This is a genomic window from Amycolatopsis sp. NPDC051903 (assembly GCF_044452505.1).
Taxonomy (GTDB): Bacteria; Actinomycetota; Actinomycetes; order Mycobacteriales; family Pseudonocardiaceae; genus Amycolatopsis.
In genome coordinates this window covers 25,743-45,965 of sequence record NZ_JBITBT010000014.1, presented here as the reverse complement: position 1 = coordinate 45,965, position 20,223 = coordinate 25,743, and the positions used below count along the sequence as shown (strand labels likewise).

22 protein-coding genes are annotated in these 20,223 nt (G+C 73.4%); 13 read left to right on the top strand and 9 right to left on the bottom strand.

The annotated features are described in order from the left end of the window. Positions 1–87: 87 nt before the first annotated feature. Entirely contained in the window at positions 88–1,122 is a 1,035-nt protein-coding gene (locus ACIA77_RS26855; RefSeq protein ID WP_395888741.1) for a YcaO-like family protein, read from the bottom strand. 214 nt (positions 1,123–1,336) lie between these two features. Here ACIA77_RS26855 and ACIA77_RS26850 point away from each other — a divergent pair, with 214 nt between their 5' ends. Beyond that, complete coding sequence (locus ACIA77_RS26850; protein ID WP_395888740.1) at positions 1,337–1,954, top strand: LuxR C-terminal-related transcriptional regulator; 618 nt, start codon at positions 1,337–1,339, stop codon at positions 1,952–1,954. Between the two features lie 73 nt (positions 1,955–2,027). Here ACIA77_RS26850 and ACIA77_RS26845 read toward each other — a convergent pair whose 3' ends face one another. Next, the gene (locus tag ACIA77_RS26845; RefSeq protein ID WP_395888739.1) at positions 2,028–4,880 is read right to left on the bottom strand and encodes a BTAD domain-containing putative transcriptional regulator; all 2,853 of its coding nucleotides are present in this window, start codon (positions 4,878–4,880) and stop codon (positions 2,028–2,030) included. 279 nt (positions 4,881–5,159) lie between these two features. Here ACIA77_RS26845 and ACIA77_RS26840 point away from each other — a divergent pair, with 279 nt between their 5' ends. Further along, complete coding sequence (locus ACIA77_RS26840; RefSeq protein ID WP_395888738.1) at positions 5,160–6,668, top strand: exo-alpha-sialidase; 1,509 nt, start codon at positions 5,160–5,162, stop codon at positions 6,666–6,668. A gap of 70 nt (positions 6,669–6,738) precedes the next feature. Here the strand turns inward: ACIA77_RS26840 and rpmG are convergent, their stop codons facing one another. Both rpmG and ACIA77_RS26830 read right to left on the bottom strand, forming a co-directional pair. After that, positions 6,739–6,903 (bottom strand): 50S ribosomal protein L33, encoded by a 165-nt coding sequence (rpmG, locus tag ACIA77_RS26835; RefSeq protein WP_395888737.1) that lies wholly within the window; start codon positions 6,901–6,903, stop codon positions 6,739–6,741. A gap of 208 nt (positions 6,904–7,111) precedes the next feature. Next, positions 7,112–7,429 carry a hypothetical protein gene (locus tag ACIA77_RS26830; protein WP_395888736.1) on the bottom strand — a complete coding sequence of 106 codons (318 nt, stop codon included), beginning with the start codon at positions 7,427–7,429 and terminating at the stop codon, positions 7,112–7,114. Between the two features lie 358 nt (positions 7,430–7,787). Here ACIA77_RS26830 and ACIA77_RS26825 point away from each other — a divergent pair, with 358 nt between their 5' ends. After that, positions 7,788–8,159: a hypothetical protein gene (locus ACIA77_RS26825; RefSeq protein WP_395888735.1), complete on the top strand. Its 372-nt coding sequence runs from the start codon at positions 7,788–7,790 to the stop codon at positions 8,157–8,159. Positions 8,160–8,207: 48 nt separating this feature from the next. Here ACIA77_RS26825 and ACIA77_RS26820 read toward each other — a convergent pair whose 3' ends face one another. Next, a complete protein-coding gene (locus tag ACIA77_RS26820) occupies positions 8,208–9,203 on the bottom strand; it encodes an NAD-dependent epimerase/dehydratase family protein (protein ID WP_395888734.1) in 996 nt (331 codons plus the stop codon). Between the two features lie 65 nt (positions 9,204–9,268). Next, complete coding sequence (locus ACIA77_RS26815) at positions 9,269–9,865, bottom strand: response regulator (RefSeq protein ID WP_395888733.1); 597 nt, start codon at positions 9,863–9,865, stop codon at positions 9,269–9,271. Positions 9,866–9,887: 22 nt separating this feature from the next. Between ACIA77_RS26815 and ACIA77_RS26810 the strand changes: the two genes are divergently transcribed. Continuing rightward, positions 9,888–10,970: a sensor histidine kinase gene (locus ACIA77_RS26810; protein WP_395888732.1), complete on the top strand. Its 1,083-nt coding sequence runs from the start codon at positions 9,888–9,890 to the stop codon at positions 10,968–10,970. Here the strand turns inward: ACIA77_RS26810 and ACIA77_RS26805 are convergent. Beyond that, a complete protein-coding gene (locus ACIA77_RS26805) occupies positions 10,930–11,679 on the bottom strand; it encodes a polysaccharide deacetylase family protein (RefSeq protein ID WP_395888731.1) in 750 nt (249 codons plus the stop codon). The two genes, ACIA77_RS26810 and ACIA77_RS26805, sit on opposite strands and share 41 nt — an antisense overlap. A gap of 130 nt (positions 11,680–11,809) precedes the next feature. On the opposite strand from ACIA77_RS26805, the gene cynS reads away from it, so the two are divergent. Beyond that, the gene (gene cynS / locus ACIA77_RS26800; RefSeq protein WP_395888730.1) at positions 11,810–12,256 is read left to right on the top strand and encodes a cyanase; all 447 of its coding nucleotides are present in this window, start codon (positions 11,810–11,812) and stop codon (positions 12,254–12,256) included. 81 nt (positions 12,257–12,337) lie between these two features. On the opposite strand, the gene ACIA77_RS26795 is transcribed toward cynS, so the two are convergent. After that, positions 12,338–13,699, bottom strand: a complete 1,362-nt coding sequence (locus tag ACIA77_RS26795) for an aminotransferase class I/II-fold pyridoxal phosphate-dependent enzyme (RefSeq protein WP_395888729.1) — start codon at positions 13,697–13,699, stop codon at positions 12,338–12,340. 250 nt (positions 13,700–13,949) lie between these two features. On the opposite strand from ACIA77_RS26795, the gene ACIA77_RS26790 reads away from it, so the two are divergent. The 6 genes from ACIA77_RS26790 (at position 13,950) to ACIA77_RS26765 (ending at position 17,403) form a co-directional block, all read left to right on the top strand. Then, complete coding sequence (locus ACIA77_RS26790; protein WP_395888728.1) at positions 13,950–14,105, top strand: DUF6131 family protein; 156 nt, start codon at positions 13,950–13,952, stop codon at positions 14,103–14,105. A 58-nt stretch (positions 14,106–14,163) separates the two neighbouring features. Further along, positions 14,164–14,346 (top strand): CsbD family protein, encoded by a 183-nt coding sequence (locus ACIA77_RS26785; protein WP_395888727.1) that lies wholly within the window; start codon positions 14,164–14,166, stop codon positions 14,344–14,346. A 240-nt stretch (positions 14,347–14,586) separates the two neighbouring features. Next, the gene (locus tag ACIA77_RS26780) at positions 14,587–14,991 is read left to right on the top strand and encodes a hypothetical protein (RefSeq protein WP_395888726.1); all 405 of its coding nucleotides are present in this window, start codon (positions 14,587–14,589) and stop codon (positions 14,989–14,991) included. Between the two features lie 65 nt (positions 14,992–15,056). Then, positions 15,057–15,437, top strand: coding sequence for an STAS domain-containing protein (locus ACIA77_RS26775; RefSeq protein ID WP_395888725.1), 381 nt, complete (start codon positions 15,057–15,059; stop codon positions 15,435–15,437). Next, entirely contained in the window at positions 15,434–16,990 is a 1,557-nt protein-coding gene (locus tag ACIA77_RS26770) for a PP2C family protein-serine/threonine phosphatase (protein WP_395888724.1), read from the top strand. The genes ACIA77_RS26775 and ACIA77_RS26770 overlap by 4 nt, the downstream gene beginning before the upstream one ends. Next, on the top strand, positions 16,987–17,403 hold the full coding sequence (locus ACIA77_RS26765; protein WP_395888723.1) for an ATP-binding protein: 417 nt from the start codon (positions 16,987–16,989) through the stop codon (positions 17,401–17,403). Before ACIA77_RS26770 ends, ACIA77_RS26765 begins: the two co-directional genes overlap by 4 nt. Here the strand turns inward: ACIA77_RS26765 and ACIA77_RS26760 are convergent. After that, complete coding sequence (locus ACIA77_RS26760; protein ID WP_395888722.1) at positions 17,400–18,623, bottom strand: MFS transporter; 1,224 nt, start codon at positions 18,621–18,623, stop codon at positions 17,400–17,402. The two genes, ACIA77_RS26765 and ACIA77_RS26760, sit on opposite strands and share 4 nt — an antisense overlap. A gap of 110 nt (positions 18,624–18,733) precedes the next feature. Between ACIA77_RS26760 and ACIA77_RS26755 the strand changes: the two genes are divergently transcribed. Beyond that, complete coding sequence (locus ACIA77_RS26755; protein ID WP_395888721.1) at positions 18,734–19,660, top strand: LysR family transcriptional regulator; 927 nt, start codon at positions 18,734–18,736, stop codon at positions 19,658–19,660. Positions 19,661–19,752: 92 nt separating this feature from the next. Beyond that, positions 19,753–20,217: a peptide-methionine (R)-S-oxide reductase MsrB gene (msrB, locus tag ACIA77_RS26750; RefSeq protein WP_395888720.1), complete on the top strand. Its 465-nt coding sequence runs from the start codon at positions 19,753–19,755 to the stop codon at positions 20,215–20,217. Positions 20,218–20,223: the final 6 nt, after the last annotated feature.

The window sequence follows — 20,223 nt, the reverse complement described above, 5'->3', positions numbered from 1 at the left end:
GTTTCCTTTCCGCCCGGGACAAGGTAGTCCTCTTCCCTATACGGACGGCATCGCCGGCCGGTTCACGAGAACCGGGTCACACTCCGTTCAGACGGCGGTCAGCCCTTGGTCGCGACAGCGCAAACCGGGCACCAGGACGTGCACCACCGAAACCCGCCCGGTGTGGTGCTCCCGCTGGAACGCCGCGAGATCCCGCGCGGCGAGGCTGTCCAGCAGCTCGGCGAGCAGCTGCGGCGCCGTGCCGCTCAAGTTGTTCTCGCGGTAGGGCACCAGTTCCGCCGCTTCGGCCACCGGAGTCAGCCGCGCGGCCGGGCACGCGGCCGCGCGGCGCAGCAGGCTCGTCAACGCACCGGTCAGCGCGCGCCGGCGGCTGAACGACACACCGGAACCCCACACGGCGCGGTCGCCGGCGAGGTAGGCCGGCACGCCGAGCTGGGGCGTCAGGTCGGCGACGCGCACCGGGCCGCCCGCGGCGAGCGCCGCCGACGCCAGCAGCGCGGCCAGGTCCGGCGGCAGCGTGCCCGGGTCGAGCAGGGCCGGCCGGGAACCGGCGAGCATCGCGTTGTGCGCGTCGTGGTCGAACAGCCCGGTGAGGGCCCGCACGGTCGCCTCGGCGCGCGTCCCCGCGGCGGCCCACGCGGCGACCGCCGGCCGGGTGCCGAGCGCGTCGTAGTCCACGACGTCGCCCACCGAGTGGCGCAGCAGCATGTGCCCGCCGCGGCCGTAGTCGCTGATCGCGAGCAGCGCGGGCACCGACGCGAGCGGGCCGGGCCCGGTCGGCAGCAGCCGCCGGTACGACAGGGTGCCCACGGGCAGGTCGGTGTAGCGCGCGAGCGAGCGCACGGTCTCGTCATCGGCGAGCCGGCCCGTCGCCAGTTCGGGCGCGGGCACCGCGCGCACGTCGGCCGGGCGCAGCCACGCGGCGCCGGCGAACCGGCGGGTCAACGCGTCGAGCACGGCGTCGTTCTCGGCGTCCGCGCCCGCGCCGTAGCCGGGCCCGTCGGACAGCGCCACGCCGTCGCGCAGCAGATCGCACCGCCACACCGGGGCGGCGCCGCCCGCCACCGGCGTCAGTTTCGCGGCCAGCCCCAGTTCGGCCACCTCGGCCAAGACGTCGTCCATGTGTTCGCACCAGCTCGTCGTCCGGGGTCCCCGGAGGAACCCACCTGCCCCCACGGGCATCAAACTCGATCACCACCGCGGAGTCGAGGTTTTTCCGGGCGCGGTGGCCGAACGGGCAGCACGAAGGGGTCCTCTGCGTGCCGACTGAACGACCACTGAACGCCCGGCACCGCACACCCCGTGGATGATCAGTGCGCGCGCGCATGCTGGTGCCATGAACCAGACCCTGCGGACGGGGACCGTACGGACCTTGCTCTCGGTTTCCGACGCGCTCACGCGCGCGTGCCTGGAGAGCTACTTCGACGGCAGGCCCGAGGTCACCATCGTCGACCGCACGCGGCCGATGGGCGCCGAGGTCTCGCTCGTGGTCACCGACCGGCTCACGCCCCGCACGAGCGACATCCTCGAGCGCGTCGCCGCCACCCTCGACATCCCGACCGTGCTCGTCATCGGCCGCCTCGACGACCTCCCGGTCGGCGAGCTCGCCCAGCACCGCGTCGTCACGGTCCTGGACAAGGCGACGACCCGGAGCGAAGCGGTGATCCAGGCGGTCCTCGACGCCGCCGGCGCGCACCCCGCGGACCCGGTCGAGCGCCTGACCACGCAGGTGCGCCGCCTCACCCACGCGGCCGCCCGCCAGACCCGCCTCGACCGCCGCGAGACCGACATCCTGCGGTTCCTCGCCGACGGCCTCTCCGCCGGCGAAGTCGCCCACCAGCTGGGCTACAGCGAGCGCACGGTGAAGAACATCATCAGCAAGATGACCGTGCGGCTCGAACTGCGCAACCGCGCCCACGCCGTCGCCTACGCGATCCGCGAAGGCCTGATCTGACCCGGTTTCCGCCCGGCAGCGAGGTTTTCTCCCCTGCCGGGCCCGCCCGGTACCGCTCGCCGGTGCCGTGGACTCAGCCGCCCGGCGGCGGGGAAACCTCGGCGGCCGGCCCGTCGAGCCGCTTGCGCACGCCCGCCGCCGCGGGCATCCCCAGCTCGTCGAGCACGTCGAGGGCTTCCCGCCAGGCCTTCTCGGCGCCTTCGGGATCGCCGGCGTCGCTCAGGGCGTCGCCGAGGGCCACGAGCGAATCCGATTCGTCGGTGCGGTTGCCGAGTTCCCGGTAGTACGTCACGGCGCGGCGCCACGCGTCGATCGCCTGATCGAGGTGACCGAGCGCGCCGTACGCCGTGGCCAGCGTGCTCCAGCAATTGCCTTCGCCGTTGCGGTCGCCGATGTCCTCGTACAGCTTCATCGCCCGCAGGATCAGCGGCACGGCCTCGGCGTTGCCACCCATCTCGCTGAGGCAGCGCCCGATCCCCTCGAGCCCGATGGCCTCGCCCTTGACGTTGCCGCTGGCCCGGTACAGCTCGAACGCGCGCTCGTGGTGTTCCAGAGCCGCGTTGAACCGGCCCAGTTTCGCGAACACCGTGCCGAAGTTGCTGTGCACGTAGGCCTGATCGGCCCCCATCCCCAGCTGTTCGAACAGCTCGCTCGTGCGGTTGAGGTGTTCGAGCGCCTCGTCGTAGCGCTCCTCGAAGTGGTAGGCCCCCGCGAGACTGCGGTGCACGTTCGCCTGCGCCACCAGGTCGCCGCTGCCGACGGCGACGTGCAGCGCGAGCTCCGCCTGCGTGCGCCAGTCGTGGTAGAGCGCACTGCGCTGGTAGTACGGCTGCAGGCTCAGCACGAGCTTCCACACCGACCCGGCCAGCTCCGGCACGCGCGAGATCTGCCGGATCAGCAGCGTCAGCGCGGGCAGCTCGGCCTCGAACCACTCCATCGCCTCGCCGTACCCGCTCGCCTGGTCGGCCGTCACGCCCGGCTCCAGCACCGGCGGATCGATCGGCAGCTGGTGCGGGTTCAGCGCGAGGTACGCGCTGTGGGCGCTGACGAGGTAGTGGTTCACCAGCCGCGCGAGAGCCGCCGCCTGTTCCGCGGGCGGATCGGTCTGCTCGCGCAGCTCCATCGCGTACGAGCGCACCAGGTCGTGGGCGAGGTAGCGGCCCGGCCGGTGCTCGCTCAGGTAGCGGATGCGCGTGAGCTCGTCGAGCAAGTCCTGCGCCTCGTGCGACGGCGTGCCGGCGAGGCTCGCGGCGGCGGCGGTGGACAGGTCCGCGCCGCGGTGCAGCGACAGCAGCCGGAACAGCCGCGCCGCGCCGGGTTCGAGGATCCGGTACGACCACGAGAACACCGTCCGCACGTCGCCCGCGCTGTCCCCGCGGAACGCCTCCAGCGTGCCCTGCGTCGCGCGCAGCTTCGCGGTGATGTCGGCCAGCGAGAACTGCGGGTGCGTGCGGGCCCGCGCGGCGACGATCGCGAGCGCCAGCGGCAGCCGCCCGCACAGCTCGATGATCTCCTCCACCGCCTCCGGCTCCGCGGCGACCTTCTCCTCGCCGAGGCGGCGCACCAGCGTCTCCCGCGCCTCCGACGACGACAGCGTGTCCAGCGTCAGCAGATCGGCGTCCTCGGTGGCCACCAGCGCGCTCAGCCGGTTGCGGCTCGTCACGATCACCGCCGACCCCGCGCTGCCCGGCAGCAGCGGACGCACCTGGTCACCGTCGCGGACGTTGTCCAGCACCACCAGCATCCGCCGTCCTGCGAGCAGGCTGCGGTAAAGCCCGCTGCGTGCGTCCAGCCCCGTCGGCGCCTGCGTCGGCTCGATCCCCAGCACGTCCAGGAACCCGCGCAGCGCGTCGGCCGGGTCCACCGTCGCGCCGGTGGGGTCGAAACCGCGCATGTTCACGTACAGCTGCCCGTCCGGGAACCGGTCGGCGACCTGGTGCGCCAAGTGGATCGCGAGCGAGGTCTTCCCGGTCCCGGCCAGCCCGTCGATCACCACGACGGTGACCCGGCGGGCTTCGGCGGGGCAGCCGAACAGCTTCGTGAGCCGGGCCAGCTGGTCGCGGCGGCCGGTGAACGTCGCCAGATCCGGCGGCAGCTGGGCCGGCCGCACCAAGGGACGGGTCTGCGGCGCGCGCGCCGCCGGCGGCTCTTCCGCCTGCTGCGCCAGCACGTCGTGCTGCATCCGCGTGAGTTCCGCGCCCGGCTCCACCCCCAGCTCGTCGACCAGCCGCTTGCGGATCTCGCGGTACACCTCGAGCGCTGCGGCCCGGCGGCCGACTGAGTCGAGCGCGAGCATCAACCGGGCGTGCACGGTCTCGTTGAAGGGATCGGCTCTCACGGCGCGTTCGAGGTGCGCCAGCAACGGCTGCAACGGGCGCCCCGCCGCGTGCGCGACGTCGGCGGCCTCCACGACGGTGGCGAGGCCCTCCTGGTCGATGCCGGCCAGGAGCGCCCGGGCCCGCCCGGGCATCATCAGCCCGGCCGCGCACGGGCCGCGCCACAGGGCCAGCGCGGCGTTGAACTCCACCAGCGCCTCGTCGGCGTGCTGCGAGCGGCGGGCGCGCTGCACCCTCGTGCGGAACTCCACGAGATCGGACGAACTCGCGTCCACCTGCAGGCCGTACCCGCCGGGGTGGCGCACGAGCCAGTGTCCGGGCGAGCGCGCGGGCAGATCCGGCTCCACGAGCCGGCGCAACGCCCCGACGTAGCGCTGGATCACGTTGACGGCGCTGGCCGGCGGCTCGTCGTCCCACAGGAGCCCGACGAGCTCGTCGACCCCGGTGGGCTGACCGGCGCGGGCGAGCAGGACCGCGAGCAGCAGGTTCTGCGCCGGCGAGCCGATCGCGAGCTCGTGGCCCCCACGCCACGCACGCAGCGGCCCCAGCAGCTCGAACCGGACGCCGACGGGGGCACCGGGTTCGCTCACCGGTTCCTCCCTCGTTCACCGGTCGCGGGCACTTCTCCCCAGAGCGTAGCGCCCGCTACAGGCCCCGCCCCCGCGAGAGCCCTGGCGACCGAGAGCCGCCGTACCTGGTAGGACGTGGGACGATCACGGTGAGATCACCGCTTGGCAAACGGAATCCGTTGGTACAAAAGCGATTGTGCGCGCGGTTGTACGGCGGTTGTACGACCGCGCCGGAGCCTGGGCGCACTTTCGACGCCGGCCCGCGGGGCGCGGACCGGCCCCCAGGACGGAGATCCGACAGTGAAGTTGAGACGTGTCGCACGAGGACTGCTCGCGGCGCTCGCCGGGCTGACGGCGTTCGGCGCGGCGGCCGCGGTGCCGGGTGCCGCGCCCGCCGCATCGGCGGACGCGGCGAGCACGGCGGTGTACCAGGCCGGGACCGGGGGCTACTCGTGCTTCCGCATCCCGGCGATCGTCAAGGCCAACAACGGCGATCTGCTCGCGTTCGCCGAGGGGCGCAAGAACAGCTGCGCCGACGCCGGTGACATCGACCTCGTGATGAAGCGGCTGCCCAAGGGCAGCTCCACGTGGGGTCCGCTGCAGATCGTGATCCAGGGCTTCGGCGACACGAAGGGCAACCCCACACCCGTGGTCGTCCCGCCGACCGCGGACGAACCCAACGGCCGCGTGGTCCTGCTCTCGGTGATGCAGTGCATCAGCCCCCACGCTTCCTGCGGCCGCACGCCGCGCGTGAGCATCAGCAAGGACAACGGCACCACGTGGGCGGCGCCGCAGGTGCTCACGACGCAGCTCGGCTTCACGGCGCCGCCGGGCTGGCTGGCGACCGGGCCGTCGCACGCCTCGGTGCTCACGCGCGGCGCCCACCAGGGACGGCTCGTCGCCGGCATGAGCTACCAGATCAACGGCTCCGCCGCGGACACCGGCTCGATCATCTACAGCGACGACCGCGGCTCGACCTGGCACCGCGGCGCCACCGACGCCAGCACGGACAACAGCACGCTGAACCCGCAGGAGATCAGCCTCACCGAACTGCCCGACGGCACGATCTACGCGTCGGCGCGCAACAACGCGGGCACGATGTGCTCCACCGTCGAGCGGGCGTACGCGATCAGCACCGACGGCGGGCAGACGTTCAGCCAGAAGTTCAAGGTCGAACCCGGTCTCGCGAAAACACCGGACGTACAGGGTTCGACGCTGGCGCTGAGCGCCACGGACACCGGCGGCGCCTACACGCGGCTGATCTTCGCCGGGCCATCGGTGTGCGACCACCGGCACGCGCTGCGCATCCGCTCGTCGTTCGACAACGGCGGCAGCTGGCAGGGTGACACCGACGGGTTCCTGGTGTGGAGCCAGGACGCGGCCTACTCGGACCTGGTCTCGCTCGGCACCGGCTCCGCCGGCGTCCTGTTCGAGGGCGGTCCGCAGGGCAACTCCAGCGCCGCGATCCGCTTCGCGAAGTTCGCCGACGCGGACCTCGGCGCCCCGGCGTGCGGCACGGGCTACGGGATCATCGACCAGGGTTCGCTCGGCACCGCGGGCACCGTGTACCTGTCCTACAACGCGGCCACCGGCAAGAACTGCGTGAGCACGATGAAGAACGCCGGCGCGGGCACGCCGTCGCAGACCGCCGCGTACCTGCAGGTGGAAGACGGGACCAAGCAGACCGACTCCGGTTCGTTCTCCTGGTTCGCCGGTCCGGTCACGGCCTCGGCCGCCGGCAAGTGCGTCACCTGGGGCGGCTCGATCGGCACCGCGAAGTTCGACGCGCCGCTGGGCCGCTGCGGCTGAGTGCTGCGCGCACGAAGAAGGGGCCGGGGGTGGTATCCCCGGCCCCTTTCGCGTGTTCGGCGCCCTTCGGTCAGCGCTCTTCGCGGAAGTCCACGTGCTCGCGGACCACCGGGTCGTACTTGCGCAGGACCATCCGGTCCGGGTCGTTGCGGCGGTTCTTCGTCACCACGTACGTGTATCCCGTACCGGCGGTGGAACGCAGCTTCACGACCGGGCGCAGGGTGCTCTTCGCCATCGGTCTCACCCCTTCCTGCTCGAGGCGGTCACCGGGGTCGTCCGGCTTCCGCAATGGGTGGAACACCGCAGGGGCCCGGAAAAGTCCCGGGGCAGCGTGTCCGGGGTCACTTCCTCCGGAGTCCGGTCCGCGCCCGTTCAGCCGCTGTCCACTTCGGACTGGAACGGTGCGGTCCCGGCCGTTCTTGCGGCCGGCCGGCGCCGGTGGGTCAACGTGCGCAGAGGGCGCAGTCCGGGCGTTCGACGGGAGCCGGCGGCCGGCGGGGCGCGGGGACGGTCGCTTCGCGGCACGGCCGGCACGTGTGGACCGTCGCGAAGACGGAGTCGGTGCCGCCCGCCCGGCGGACGGGGAGCGAGATCGGCCGGACGCGGGGCAGCACGTCCGCGACGGCGCGCAGTTCCTCGGCGAACCGCCGCGACGCCCGCGAAGGGCGCGCCGAATGGCGGCGGTGCAGAACCAGCACCGCCGCGGCGAGGGGGCCGCCGGCCATCGGCAAGCCGGCGAACACCATCGCGAGTTGTCCCATCACCGACCCCCGAGGTGCGTGGACTGATCCCCTGCTTCGAGGGGCGCCCGGATGCTAGCCCCGGTCACCACCCGGCCGACAGGATCACCACCCGGCCGTGGTGGCATCCGCCTCGCGAACGTCACTTGACACGGTGAATGACATCCGTCAGGTCTCTGTCACTTCTGCCCGGTCGGCCACACACCCTTGGTACGAACGACTCTTTTCCGCGGATGTCACATCTTCTACACAAGCGCCGACGAGGGCTCAAAAAGCGAAGTGTGTCTGTCCTACCTTGGGGGAGAGCGTGCTACCGTCCGCGTCAACGTGCGGCTGCACGTGCGGATTCTCGGGCGAACGGCGGCAAGAGGCAGGGACGATGACCAACCACCCCGGCGACGAGCTCTGCGACGTCGACGCCGGTCTGCACGCCCTCATCGCCCGTGGTTACCAGTTCGTCCACCCCAGTGACGCCGACGGCGAAGTCCTCGCGGTCGTCGGTGTTCGCGTCCACGGCGAGGTCGTGGACGTCTTCCGCCTCAACGCCGAGGACGACGCGCTCGCGATGCGCATGCCGGCGTCGGAAGAAAACGTTTTCGCACCGGTCACCTGCCTGTGGCGCTCGGCGGGTCACGCCGCCCGCGTCCTGAGCGCCCTGCTGTCCCTGCCGGACTGCGACGCCGGTTCCCCCGCCCGCGGCTGCTGGGTCCCCGTCCGGCCCGGCCAGGCCAAGTGGCTCACGGCGAGCTGACCCGCCCGCTGCCGGAGACGGCCGAGCCCACCGGCTGAACCCCGGTCTTCACAGCCCGGCCAGCACCTCCGCTTCCTCCGCCGCCGACAGCCCCGCCCGGCGCGGCCGGTCCAGACCCCGTTCCCGTTCCGTCGCCAGCGCCCCGGCCACCGTGTCGGCGAGCGGCCGCACCGCCAGCCCCGCCGCCAGGGACGGCGCCGCGTCGTGCGCGGCGACGCCGGCCAGTTCCTCGGGCACCCACAGCGGCAGGGACCGCGGGCCACCCCAGGGGTTCACGCCGGCGGAGGTCAGCCGCTCCGCCGGGACGGGCACGAGCTCCACGACCGCGTCGACCGCGGCGGCGATGCCCGGCAGCAGCTCGCCCAGCGGCACCGCCGGGCCGACGCCGTCGAAGGTGCCGCCGAGGCCGGTTTCGGACGCGGTGACGAGCCACGCGGCCAAGTCGCGCACGTCGAGATGCTGCACGAGCCGGCCGGGCGCGTCCGGCACGAGCGCGCGGCCGCCGCGGGCGGGCCAGTAGCCGAAGCGATCGCTGTCGTCGCCCGGGCCGGTGATCAGGCCCGGCCGGACGACGAACGCGCGGTCCCCCAGCGCCGCGCGCACCGCGTTCTCGGCGGCGACCTTGATGCCGCCGTACAACTGCGTGCCGCCGTCGGCCATCAGGTCGGCGCGGGTCGCGTGGCGCTCGAGGGCCGGCACGAGCGGGCCGGTCGCCGGGGTCTGGCCGAGCGTCGCGTCGTCGGCGTAGACGTTGATCGTCGAGACGAACGTCCAGTGCCCCACGCGATCCGCGAACGCCGCCAGCGCGCGGCGCACCCACGGGAACGACGACGGCGCGACGTCCACGACCGCGTCGAACTCCTCCCCGGCCACCGGGGCCAGGCCGTCCGGCGCGTCCCGGTCCACCCGCACCAGCCGCGCCCCGTCCGGCACCCCGCCGGATTCGCCGCGCGCCGCGCACACGACGTCGTGGCCCCGCCGCAGCGCCTCCGCCGCCACCGCCCGCCCGGCGAACGCCGTCCCGCCCAGCACCAGAAGTCTCATGTCCGCCACCCTGGCGGTCCGGACCACTCGCGCACCACCGGTCTCGCCGAGGGCGAACGCCCGCCTCAGCCCAGGACCTCCTCCGCGGCGAGCGCCGCCTGGGTGCGGCTGGCCACGTGGAGCTTCGCGAGGAGGTTGCCGACGTGCACCTTGACCGTGCGTTCCGCCAGGCCGAGCTCCGTCGCGATGTCCCGATTGGACAGTCCGCGGCCGAGCAGCGCCAGCACGTCGCGTTCGCGCGGGGTGAACGGTTCGGCCGGCGCGCCCAGCTCCGCCGCGACGGCCGGGCTCACGGCGGTGACGCCCGCGCACGCCGCCCGGACCGCGGCAGCCAGCTCTTCGCCCGTCGAATCCTTCAGCACGAACCCGTCGGCGCCCGCCGCCAGCGCGCGGCGGATGTCGCGGGCGCGCCCGATCGTCGTCAGCATCACCACGCGCGGCGCGCCGGGACGGGCGCGCAGCCGCCGCAGCACCTCGATGCCGTCGAGGCCGGGCAGGTTGAGGTCCAGCAGCACGACGTCGCCGAGCTCGCCGGGCACGGCCAGGAGTTCGGCGCCGTCGGCGTGCACGCCGGTGACGGTCAGGTCCGGCTGCGCGGCGAGGATGAGGGCGAGGCCTTCGCGGACCAGCGCGTGGTCGTCGACGACGCGGATCCCGATCACCGGCGAAGTCTACCCTCGGCCCGTGCGCCGACTCGCCGATCGACGGCTCCTCGCCGACCTCGCCACCACCCTGCTGGTCGCCGTGCTCCTCGCACTGGGCGGTTCGTGGTCGCAGGGCGCCGCCGGGCTCGTGCTCTCCGTCGCGCAGCTGGCTCCCCTGCCGCTGCGCCGTCGCTTCCCCGGCTGGGTGCTCGCGGCGGTCGCCGCCACGACCGTCGCGCACCTGCTGATCACCGCGCCCCGCAACCTCGACTACCTCCCGGTCCTGCTCGCGCTCTACACGGCGCCGATGTCGCCGCGCCCGCTCGTGCGCCACGGCCTGTGCGCCGCGGCGACCGCGGCGGTCGGCGCGGCGATGGTGCCCGCCAAGGGCTTCGTGGACGGCGCGGCGCTGACCACGGCGATCTGCGTCGTCGCGTGGCTGCTCGGCGTGGAGCGGCAGCGCCACGTCGCCGAACGCGCGGAGCTCACCCGCCACCGCCTGGAGCGCGTCGCCGCCGACCGCCGCGACCGCACCGCGCGCCGGCTGCACGACACGCTCGCGCGCACCACCACCGTGATGCTCGTGCAGGCCGAAGCCCTGCGCGCGGTCGGCGACCTCACCGCCGCCGACCGCCGTCGCGTCGACGCGATGCTCGCCGCGGGCCGTGACGCGCTTTCCCAAGTCCGCGCCACGCTGCGCGAACTGCACGGCGACGAGGAACCGGACGGCGAGCCCGCGCTCGCCGAGGTCCTCGCCCAGCTGCGCACGGCGGGGCTGGTCCTCGACCGGGTGCCGGACGACACCGCGGTGCCCGATCCCGTGCGCCCGCTCACCGGCCGCGTGATCGCCGAAGCCGCCACCAACGCGTTGCGCCACCACGGACCCGGCACCCACCTCGGGGTCGAGGTCGCCGTCGCGGACGGCGAGGTCCGCATCGCCGTCGCCTCCCGCGCCCGCGACCTCCCCGCCCCGGCGGCACCCGGCGCCGGGTACGGACTCGCCAGCCTGCGCGCGCAGCTCGCCGAACGCGGCGGCTCCCTCACCGCCGGGCCGGCGGACGGCGGCTGGTCCGTCGTCGCCGTCATCCCTTGCCCCGCAACGCCAGCAGCTGCGACACCGTGACGAACCGGTAGCCGAGCGCCCGCAGCCCGTCGATCGCGGGGCCGAGCGCCTCGCGCGTCGCCGCGCGGCCCGGGTACATCGCGTGGAGCACGACGATCGAGCCCGGCCGCACGTGGCTCACCACGTACTCGGCGGTCTTCGCGGCCGAGGCGTCGACGTCGGGGTAGGAGTTGGGTTCGACGTCCCACATGATCGTCTGCCGGCCGTGCTCGTGGAGGTAGTACGGCAGGGCGAACAGCTTCTTGCCGTTGGGCGGGCGCACGGTGATCTCGCCCTGGTAGCCGGTGGCGCGGATGAGCGCGTCGGTGCGCTCGATCTCCGACGCGACGTACGACGGGGTCACGAGCACCATCCGCTCGTGCGAGTACGTGTGGTTGCCGAGTTCGTGCCCGGCGGCGGCGATCTCGCGGCCCAGGTCCGGGTGCGCCCGCAGCTCGCCGCCGATGAGGAAGAACGTCGCCTTCACGTCGCGCGCCGCGAGGGTGGCGAGGACCGGGCCGACGCCCGCCGGGTCGGGCCCGTCGTCGAACGTCAGCGCGACGACCCGCTGCGTGGTGTCGACGCGATCGGTGAGCCCGCCGAACACCTGGAACGTCCGGGCGTCGGCCACGCGCAGCAGCGCGTAGCCGCCGCCGAGCACCAGTACGAGAACGACGGCCAGGGAGATCGTCCACCGGCGCGCCCGCCGGGACAGGTGGGGTCGGAGCATGCGGGTCACCCTGCCCACCGCGCCGGCGGCCCGGAAGCGGCGGAGGTACTAGTCCCTCCGGCCGAGCCGCTGATCGGGCCGCGTGTGCGGGGGGCTACCCCCGGCGTCCCGGGCGTTCTAGCGTTTTCCCATGACGACGAAACAGGAAGCGGCCGACGCGGTGCTCGAGGCCAAGACCCGGCTGGGACTCACCTGGGCGCAGCTGGCCGAAACGCTCGACGCGCCGCTCGCGTGGACCACGGCCGCGTTGCTCGGCCAGCACCCCGTGCCCGCCGACCTGGCCGCGAAGGCGGTCGCGATCCTCGAGCTGGGTGACGACGTCGCGGCGGCGCTGCAGCTGCAGCCGATGCGCGGCGCGCTGGGCGAGCTCGTGCCGACCGACCCCACGATCTACCGGTTCTACGAGGTCCTGCAGGTCTACGGGCCCACGATCAAGGAACTCATCCACGAGCAGTTCGGCGACGGCATCATGAGCGCCATCAACTTCAAGCTCGACGTGAGCCGCCGCGAAGACCCGGGCGGCGAGCGCGTGGTCGTGACCCTCGACGGGAAGTTCCTGAAGTACCAGTGGGGCTGACGACACCGGCTGCCGGTCTGCACGGGGTGGATGATCACGCGCGGGCACCCACCCCGGTACGGCGGACCGGCCTCGTCCCCTTCACGCCGACCGGCGAGACCGCACCTCGGCCGCCCGGGCGATCATGCCGGCCAGGTCCGCCACGGGGGCCGGGTCGTCGGGGAGCTGGCCGGTCGCGACGCGGATGTGGGACGCGGCCGGGCGGGTGGTGGAGCAGCGGGTGCCCGCGCCGGCCGAGACGCCGTGGGCGGCGAGCGTCACGAGGGTGCGCGTTTCGTCCGGGACGGGGATCCAGAGGGTCAGGCCGTCGCGCACGTCGACGGCCACGCCGTGCTCGTCCAGGGCCGCGGCGAGGGCGGTGCGGCGCTCGGCGTAGCGCAGCCGCGCGCGGTGCAGCAGGGCGTCCGTGGCCGGGTCCGTGAGCAGGAACGCCTGGGCGTCCTGCAGGACGGGGCTGGACCACGCCGCGCCGAAGGCCCGCTGGGCCCGCACCCGTTCCACCAACGCGGCCGCTCCGCCGAGCACGCAGCTGCGCAGTTCGGGCCCGAAGGCGGTGCAGTAGGACCGCACGAGCAGCACCCGGCCCGGCAGGTGCGTGCCGAGGCTCGCGCCGGGGCCGGCGGCGAGCGGGCCGAAGTCGTCGGCCTCGATCACGGCGGTGTCCGCGGGGGCGAGCACGGCCGCGAGTTCCGCGACGCGGGCCGCGGACACGGTGTGGCCCAACGGGTTCTGGGCGCGCGGCTGGTAGACGAACGCGGCCGGCCGGTGCGCCAGCGCCGCCGCCAGCGCGTCCGGGCGGGGGCCCGCGGCGTCGCACGGCACACCGACGACGTGACTGCGCGCGGTGCGCAGCTGGCGCAGCAGCCAAGGCGCCGTGGGCTCCTCGACGGCGACGACGTCGCCCGGGCGGGCCACCGCGCGGCAGGCCAGCGCCACGCCCTCGTGCCCGCCGGCCGCGACCGTCCACTCCTCGGCCGCGAACGGCCACGCCGGCTGCACCGCGGCGCGCAGCCGCGGGCTGATCGCTTCCTTCACCGCCGGCCGTTCGGCGCGCACGCCCGCGGCGACCGCGTCTTCCAGCGGTGGCAGCAAAGCCGGGTCGGGCAGCCCGTGTTCGAGGTCCACCGACTGCCACCCCGGGAACATCCGCGCGGGTGGGTGCCCGGCCGGCGGTGCCAGCACGGTCGTGCCGCGGCGGCGCCCGGTGCCGATCAGCCCGGCCGCGCGCAACTGCGCCCACGCCTCCGCGATCGTCGTCGGGCTCACGGAAAGCTCGGCCGCCAGCGCGCGCACGGTCGGCAGCCGGGTGCCCGGCGGGACCTCGCCCGCGCGGATGAGGCCGGACACCGCGCCCGCGATGCCGCGCGCCGTGCGTTCGCCGATCCGGACGGCGAGCCAGCCCAGGCCGGCCGGCGCCGTCGACGCGAGTTCGCCCGAGGCCACGCGCCGGCTCCCCTCGTTGACGGAAAACGCTCTGTCGCGACGGGAAACTAGGCCGGAAACACGGCCCGGCAAAGTCGTTTCACATCCTGGTCACCACGCGGAAAGGCGGTACAAACCCGATTTCCTTCGGTCACCGAGCGAAGACCGGAACCGGTTCCGCCGGCCGCGACCGAAAAGAGAATGTTTGCGAAAACCACCGGAAGGGTATTTCGCGAACATCGGTCCCCATTACGGAACTGCTGGAGAATCCATGATCGTACTCGGAGTCATCCTGCTCGTCGCCGGCCTGCTCACGGGCATCTCCATCCTGTGGACGATCGGCATCATCCTGCTGGTCGTCGGCGCTGTGCTGGCCATACTGGGCGGCACCGGCCGCAAGGTCGGCGGCCGCGCCCACTGGTACTGAGCCACCGGGTTTGACCACCCGGAAAACGGGTATCCGCCCAGCACCGAAAGGAGCGGTCGTGAACGACAAAATGAAGAACAAAGCCGATGAGCTGAAAGGCCGCGCCAAGGAAGCACTCGGAAATGCCACGGGCAACGAGCAGTGGCAGGCCGAAGGCAAGGCAGATCAGGCGAAAGGCGCCCTGAAACAAGCGGGGGAAAAGGTGAAGGACGCCGTGGACGGGATGCGGAAGAAGGACTGACGAGTCGTGCGACGAGTGCCGCCGGGCCGCCCGGCGGCACTCGCGCCGTTCACCCGCCCGTTGCCCGCTAGTACCCGGATCTCCTGCGCCTCAAGGAAAATCCTTCCCGAACGGGTGAGACGGCAGTCTCAGAAAACAGCTGGTTGAACCAGGGAGTGAGAGGGTAGCCGGTGGACGCCGCCGGTCCCGACGGACGCGGCCTCGATCGCGGTGTTACCGCCCGACCAGGGAGAAACCGCCATGACGACTTCGCTCACCGACACCCTCACCGAACACGCGGTCCGGGACGACACCCGGGACGACACCGCCGGCGCCGGAATCCCGCGCCGGGCCCGCGAACGCAGCAGCCGCGAAACCGGTCCGACCCTGCACCGCCTCGCCGCCATGGCGTCGCTGCAGGACTGGATCCGCCGCAGCAGCCCGGTTCTGATGCACGAAGCGGTTCTCGCCGGTGAAAATCCCGCGGAAGTCGCCGCCGCCGCCCGCCTCACCGTCGCCGAAGCGCACCTCACCTGGAACACCTGGGCGTCGCGCCGCCTCGCCACCCCGGCGAACGGCGAGGGCCTCACGCTGCGGGAATACCTCCGCGTGCACACCGCGTTCGCCGGTGCCCTGAACGAAACCGCACCGGCGATCGTTCGGTGACCGAACAGATCTCGCCCGGCGCGTAACGCGGGCACGACAGCCCGCGGCTTGGCAGTATGTCCCGCATGGCTGAATCCGGTGGCGCCGGCGCCGACCCCGGCCGGGTGGAGACCACGGGTGGCGCCGTCGCGATGCGCGCAAGCGGTGGTGCCACGGTGCTGACCGTCAGCGGTGCCCTCGACCTCGCGCTCGCGCCCAAGCTGCGCCAGCTCGTCGACCGCGCCGCGCGCACGGACGTCCCGGTGGTCGTCATCGACCTCACCGCCGTCGACTTCCTCGCCTCCGCGGGCATGGCCGTGCTCGTGTGGGCCCACCGCCAGCCCGAGCCCTCCGACGTGCGCGTGGTCGCCAGCGGCCGCCTCACGATGCGCCCGCTCGAGCTGACCCGGCTGACCGACGAGCTCGCCGTCTTCCCGTCGCTGCCCGCCGCGCTGGAGGGGGTGTGAGCGGCCTCGGCCCGGTGGCCGCGGCCGTGCGCCGGGCCTTCGTCGACGCCGGCGGGCGCCCCGTCGCCGTGCAGGTCCACGACCTCGGCGCGGACGGCGAACGGTTCCGCGGCGACGGCCCCATCGTCGTCCCCGACGCGGCGACGCTCGCCGAACTGCTGCCCCGGCAGCGGGTCACCGGCGCCGTCGTGGTCACCGACGAACACGGCACCGTCCTGCTCCACACCGACGCCCCGGAAGGCGCGCGCCTCGCCGCGACCGCCACGGGGATCGCCGTCGCGACGGCCGAGCTCGCCGGCACCGTCAGCCGGCTGCGGGCCGAAGCCGGGGTCGTCGACGCCCTGCACTCCGTCGGCCGCCGGCTCACCGCGCGGCTCGACCTCGACGGCGTGGTGCAGGACGCGACCGACGCCGCCACGGGCGCGACCGGTGCGGCCTACGGCGCGTTCTTCTACAACCTGATCGACCAGTTCGGCGAGTCCTACACGCTCTACACCCTCTCCGGTGTGTCGCGCGAAGCCTTCAGCCGCTTTCCGATGCCGCGCAACACAGCCGTGTTCGCGCCGACCTTCGACGGCACCGGCACGGTCCGCAGCTCGGACATCACCGCCGATCCGCGGTTCGGCCACAACGCGCCCCACCACGGCATGCCCGAGGGCCACCTGCCCGTGCGCAGCTACCTCGCCGTGCCGGTCGTCAGCCCCACGACCGGCGAGGTGCTCGGCGGCTTCTTCTTCGGCCACCCGCGAACCGGCCGCTTCACCGAGCGCCACGAGTACCTGGCCGAAGGCATCGCGGGCTACGCCGCCATCGCGCTCGACAACGCGCGCCTGTACGAACGCGAGCGCACCCTCGCCGCCGAGCTCTCGCGCAGCATGGTGCCCGCCGTGCCGGACGTCCCGGGCCTCGACCTCGTCACGCGGTACCTGCCCGCCGCCACCGGCACCAAGGTCGGCGGCGACTGGTTCGACGTCCTTTGCCTGCCTTCGGGTGCCACCGCGTTCGTGATCGGCGACGTCGTCGGCCACGGCGTCACCGCGGCCACCGCCATGGGCCAGGTCCGCACGGCGATCCGCTCGTACGCGCTGCTGGAACTGCCGCCGTGCGACGTCCTGCGCCACGTCTCCCAGCTGACCGAGAGCTTCGCGGAGCCGAGCTTCGTCACGTGCTTCTACGCCGTGCACGACCGCGACACGCTGGTGTTCGCCAACGCCGGCCACCTGCCCGGGGTGCTGATCCACGCCGACGGCACCACCGAGCAGATCGGCGAGGCGCTGGCCCAGCCGCTCGGGGTCGGTGCGGACTTCCCGCAGCGCCAGGTGGACTTCCCGCCCGGCACGGACCTCGTGCTCTACACCGACGGCCTCGTCGAGAGCCGGCCCCGCGACCTCACCGCCGGTATCGAGCGCCTGCTCGCCGCGCTGGGCAAGCTCCGCGCCGCGCCCGACGCGGAAACGGCCTGGGACCGGCTGATCCACGACCTCACCGGCGGCAGCCACGACGACGACATCGCCCTGATCCACGCGCACCGCCACCACGGGACGGGGTCGTGACCGGGCGCGCGGCCGAAGGCCGGACCGCACCGGGGTTCCGCCGCCGCGTCACCGCCGCGCCCGAGCCGCTGATCGGGCTGCGCCGGGCGCTCGCCACCTGGCTGGCGGGGCTCGGCGTGCGGATCGAGCAGCAGGAGGACGTGGTGATGGCGAGCTACGAGGCCATGGCCAACTCCGCCGAACACGCCTACCGGGGACGGGATCCCGGTGAGCTCGACGTGACCGCGACCGCCGGTGGCGACACGATCACCGTGGTCGTCACCGACTACGGCCGCTGGCTGCCGCCCCGATCGACCAACGGCCTGCGCGGCCGCGGCCTGCCGCTGATGCGCGGCCTCGCGCACGAGAGCAAGTGCGTGCAGCGCCCGGACGGGACCACGGTGATCCTGAGCTGGCGGCGCGAGCCCGCCTAGCGGGTGCGCGCCGGCCGCAGGACCCGGTTCGCCGACCAGGCGAGCAGCACCAGCTCCGCCACGGAGAAGCCCAGCAGCGCGATCGGGCTCGACACCCACACCAGCGCCACGCCGATCGCGAGCACCGGCACCACGAGCCCGGCGTACGCCGAGAGGAACAGCGCCGCCAGCACTTCACCGCGCGAACGCGGCTCGGCGAGTGCGGCCACGGTGGCGACGGACGCGCGAAACCCCAGCCCCACCCCCGTGCCCGCCAGCACGCTGCCGGCCAGGAACAGCCACAGCGACGGCAGCAGCGCGGCGACCGGCAGCACCACGAGACCGGCCGTCATGAGCGCGAACCCCAGCCGCAGCTGGACGGCCCGGCCCGGCCGGGCGACCACGACCTGGCCGAGCGCGGCGGCGCCCAGCAGGGAGAAGGCGGTGACGCCGGCGAGCAGGTGGCTCGGCTCGTGCAGGCCCTGGGCCAGCAACGTCGGGGCCAGGGACGTGAACAGGCCCGTGATGGCGAACGCGGCGAACACCCCGATCGCGGCGCCGAAGAACGCGGGCCGCGCACCGGCCGGCAGCGCCACCCGTTGCGGCCGGTAGGCGGGCGGATCCTCCCACGGCTCCACGGTTTCCGGCACGAGCGCCGCGAGGAGCGCCACCACGAGCAGCAACACCAGGAAGACCACGAACGGCGTGGTGAGCGGGCTCTTCGCGTACTGCGCGAAGAAGCCGCCGACGAGCGGCCCGAGGCCGAGCCCACCGAGGTTCACCACGCCCGCGATCAGGCCCGCCCGCCCGGTGTGCTCGCCGGGCCGCGCCACCGCCCGCAGTTCGGTCAGGTGCGCGGTGGCCGTGGCGGTGAGCGCGCCGATGCCGGCGCCGGTGATCAGCCGCGCGAGGAGCAGCCCCGGGAGTTGGGGCCACAGCAGGAAGAGCGCGGCCGCCAGCGCTTCGGCGAGCGTCGCGGCGACGATCACGCGGCGCCGCCCGAGCCAGTCGCTCACGTGGCCCGCGAGGTAGAGGCTCGCCATCACGCCCACCGCGTACGCGACGAAAACGATCGTGACCACGAACGGCGGGAACCCGTCCCGGCTCTGGTAGAGCGCGTACAGCGGCGTCGGCACGGTGGAGAACGTCAGCGAAGCCGCGAACGCGAGCGCGACGACGCGGAAGCCCCAGTCGTGGCCGAGCCGCGGCCGGGCCGAGACGGGTGAAGCGGTACCGAGCATGACTGCCTTTCCGGAAGAACCTCCTGCACCTCCGACGATCCCCGCGCGGACTCATCCCGTCCAACGAAAAGTCTTGGTCACAGTTATCGACATCCCCGATAATCGGTGAGGTGGAAACCCGGCAGCTCGAGTACTTCGTGGCCGTCGCCGAAGAACTCAGCTTCACCCGCGCGGCCCGGCGCCTGTTCACCGTGCAGTCCACGGTGTCCGCGACGATCCGCGCGCTGGAGACCGAACTCGGCACGACGCTGTTCGACCGCTCGACGCGCCGCGTCGCCCTCTCCGCATCCGGCGAGCTGTTCCTGCCGGAGGCCAAAGCGGCGCTGGAGGCCGTCGACCGCGCCCGCGACGTGGTGCAGGAGGCGTCGGCGGGCCTGCGCGGCAGCCTGCGCTTCGGCACTCTCACGAGCGTCGGGGAACTGGACCTGCCCACGCTGCTCGGCGCCTTCCACCGGCGGCACCCGCTGGTGGACCTGCACGTGACGGTGTCGGTGACGGGCTCGACCGGGCTCGCCGACGACGTGCGCCACGGCCGGCTCGACGTCGCCCTGCTCGGCCTGCCCGCCGCGGAGCTGCCGGGGCTGGCCGTGCGCACGATCTTCGAGGTGCCGTACTACGCCGTGCTCCCGGACGGGCACGCACTGGCGCGCGCCCCGTCGATCTCGGCCCGCGACCTGGTGGACGAACGGTTCGTGGACAGCCCGCGCGGCTTCGGCAACCGGATCGCCGTCGACCGGGTTTACGAGTCGTTCGGCGCGCCGCGGCGGGTGCCGGTCGAGGTGGCCGACCTCCGGATGCTGCCGCAGTACGTCTCCGCCGGGCTCGGGGTCGCGCTGGTGCCCGACGTCGTGCCGCTCGCCGTGCCCGGCACCGCCGTGGTGCCGCTGCACAGCCCGGGTCTCACCTGGCCGCTGTCGGTCGTCAGCCACGGCGCGAAGGCGCCCGGCCGGGCGGTGCGCACCCTGCTCGACCTGATCGCGGAAACCCGGTCCTTACAAAAGAAAGACGACGCCGCAAGAGGCCGTCCGGGGGAATAGCCGGGGCCCGTAGGGTGTCTTTACAACTGCACGTCCAGGTGCGTTTCACCTGGTTCCCCAGGTTCGCGCCGAAAGGCCCGGAAGGGAGAGCTGTGCCCGAGCAGACCCAGTACCACAAGAACCCGGAAGCCGTCTCGCGGCTCGACCCGGAGCAGTACCGAGTGACCCAGCAGGACGGCACCGAGCGGCCGTTCGCCAACGCCTACTGGGACAACCACGAGCCCGGCATCTACGTCGACGTCGTGTCCGGCGAGCCGCTCTTCGCGTCGGTCGACAAGTACGAAAGCCACTCGGGCTGGCCCAGCTTCACCAAGCCGATCGAGAAGACGAACGTCGTCAAGCGTGAGGACTTCAGCCACGGCATGATCCGCGCCGAGGTCCGGTCGCTGCACGGCGACAGCCACCTCGGCCACGTCTTCGACGACGGTCCGCTGGAGGCCGGCGGGCTGCGCTACTGCATCAACTCCGCGTCGTTGCGGTTCATCCACCTCGACGACCTGGAGAAGGAGGGGTACGGCGACTACCGCACCCTGTTCACCAGTGACACCGACAAGTAGGGAGAC

Excerpts from the sequence above, each read along its gene's own strand:
- ACIA77_RS26805 (WP_395888731.1), bottom strand. The coding sequence starts at position 11,679 with ATGCTCCGACCCCACCTGTCCCGGCGGGCGCGCCGGTGGACGATCTCC.
- ACIA77_RS26825 (WP_395888735.1), top strand. The coding sequence starts at position 7,788 with ATGACCAACCACCCCGGCGACGAGCTCTGCGACGTCGACGCCGGTCTG.
- ACIA77_RS26775 (WP_395888725.1), top strand. The coding sequence starts at position 15,057 with ATGGCTGAATCCGGTGGCGCCGGCGCCGACCCCGGCCGGGTGGAGACC.
- ACIA77_RS26850 (WP_395888740.1), top strand. The coding sequence starts at position 1,337 with ATGAACCAGACCCTGCGGACGGGGACCGTACGGACCTTGCTCTCGGTT.
- ACIA77_RS26760 (WP_395888722.1), bottom strand. The coding sequence starts at position 18,623 with ATGCTCGGTACCGCTTCACCCGTCTCGGCCCGGCCGCGGCTCGGCCAC.
- ACIA77_RS26820 (WP_395888734.1), bottom strand. The coding sequence starts at position 9,203 with ATGAGACTTCTGGTGCTGGGCGGGACGGCGTTCGCCGGGCGGGCGGTG.
- cynS (WP_395888730.1), top strand. The coding sequence starts at position 11,810 with ATGACGACGAAACAGGAAGCGGCCGACGCGGTGCTCGAGGCCAAGACC.
- rpmG (WP_395888737.1), bottom strand. The coding sequence starts at position 6,903 with ATGGCGAAGAGCACCCTGCGCCCGGTCGTGAAGCTGCGTTCCACCGCC.
- ACIA77_RS26780 (WP_395888726.1), top strand. The coding sequence starts at position 14,587 with ATGACGACTTCGCTCACCGACACCCTCACCGAACACGCGGTCCGGGAC.
- ACIA77_RS26830 (WP_395888736.1), bottom strand. The coding sequence starts at position 7,429 with ATGGGACAACTCGCGATGGTGTTCGCCGGCTTGCCGATGGCCGGCGGC.
- ACIA77_RS26790 (WP_395888728.1), top strand. The coding sequence starts at position 13,950 with ATGATCGTACTCGGAGTCATCCTGCTCGTCGCCGGCCTGCTCACGGGC.
- ACIA77_RS26855 (WP_395888741.1), bottom strand. The coding sequence starts at position 1,122 with ATGGACGACGTCTTGGCCGAGGTGGCCGAACTGGGGCTGGCCGCGAAA.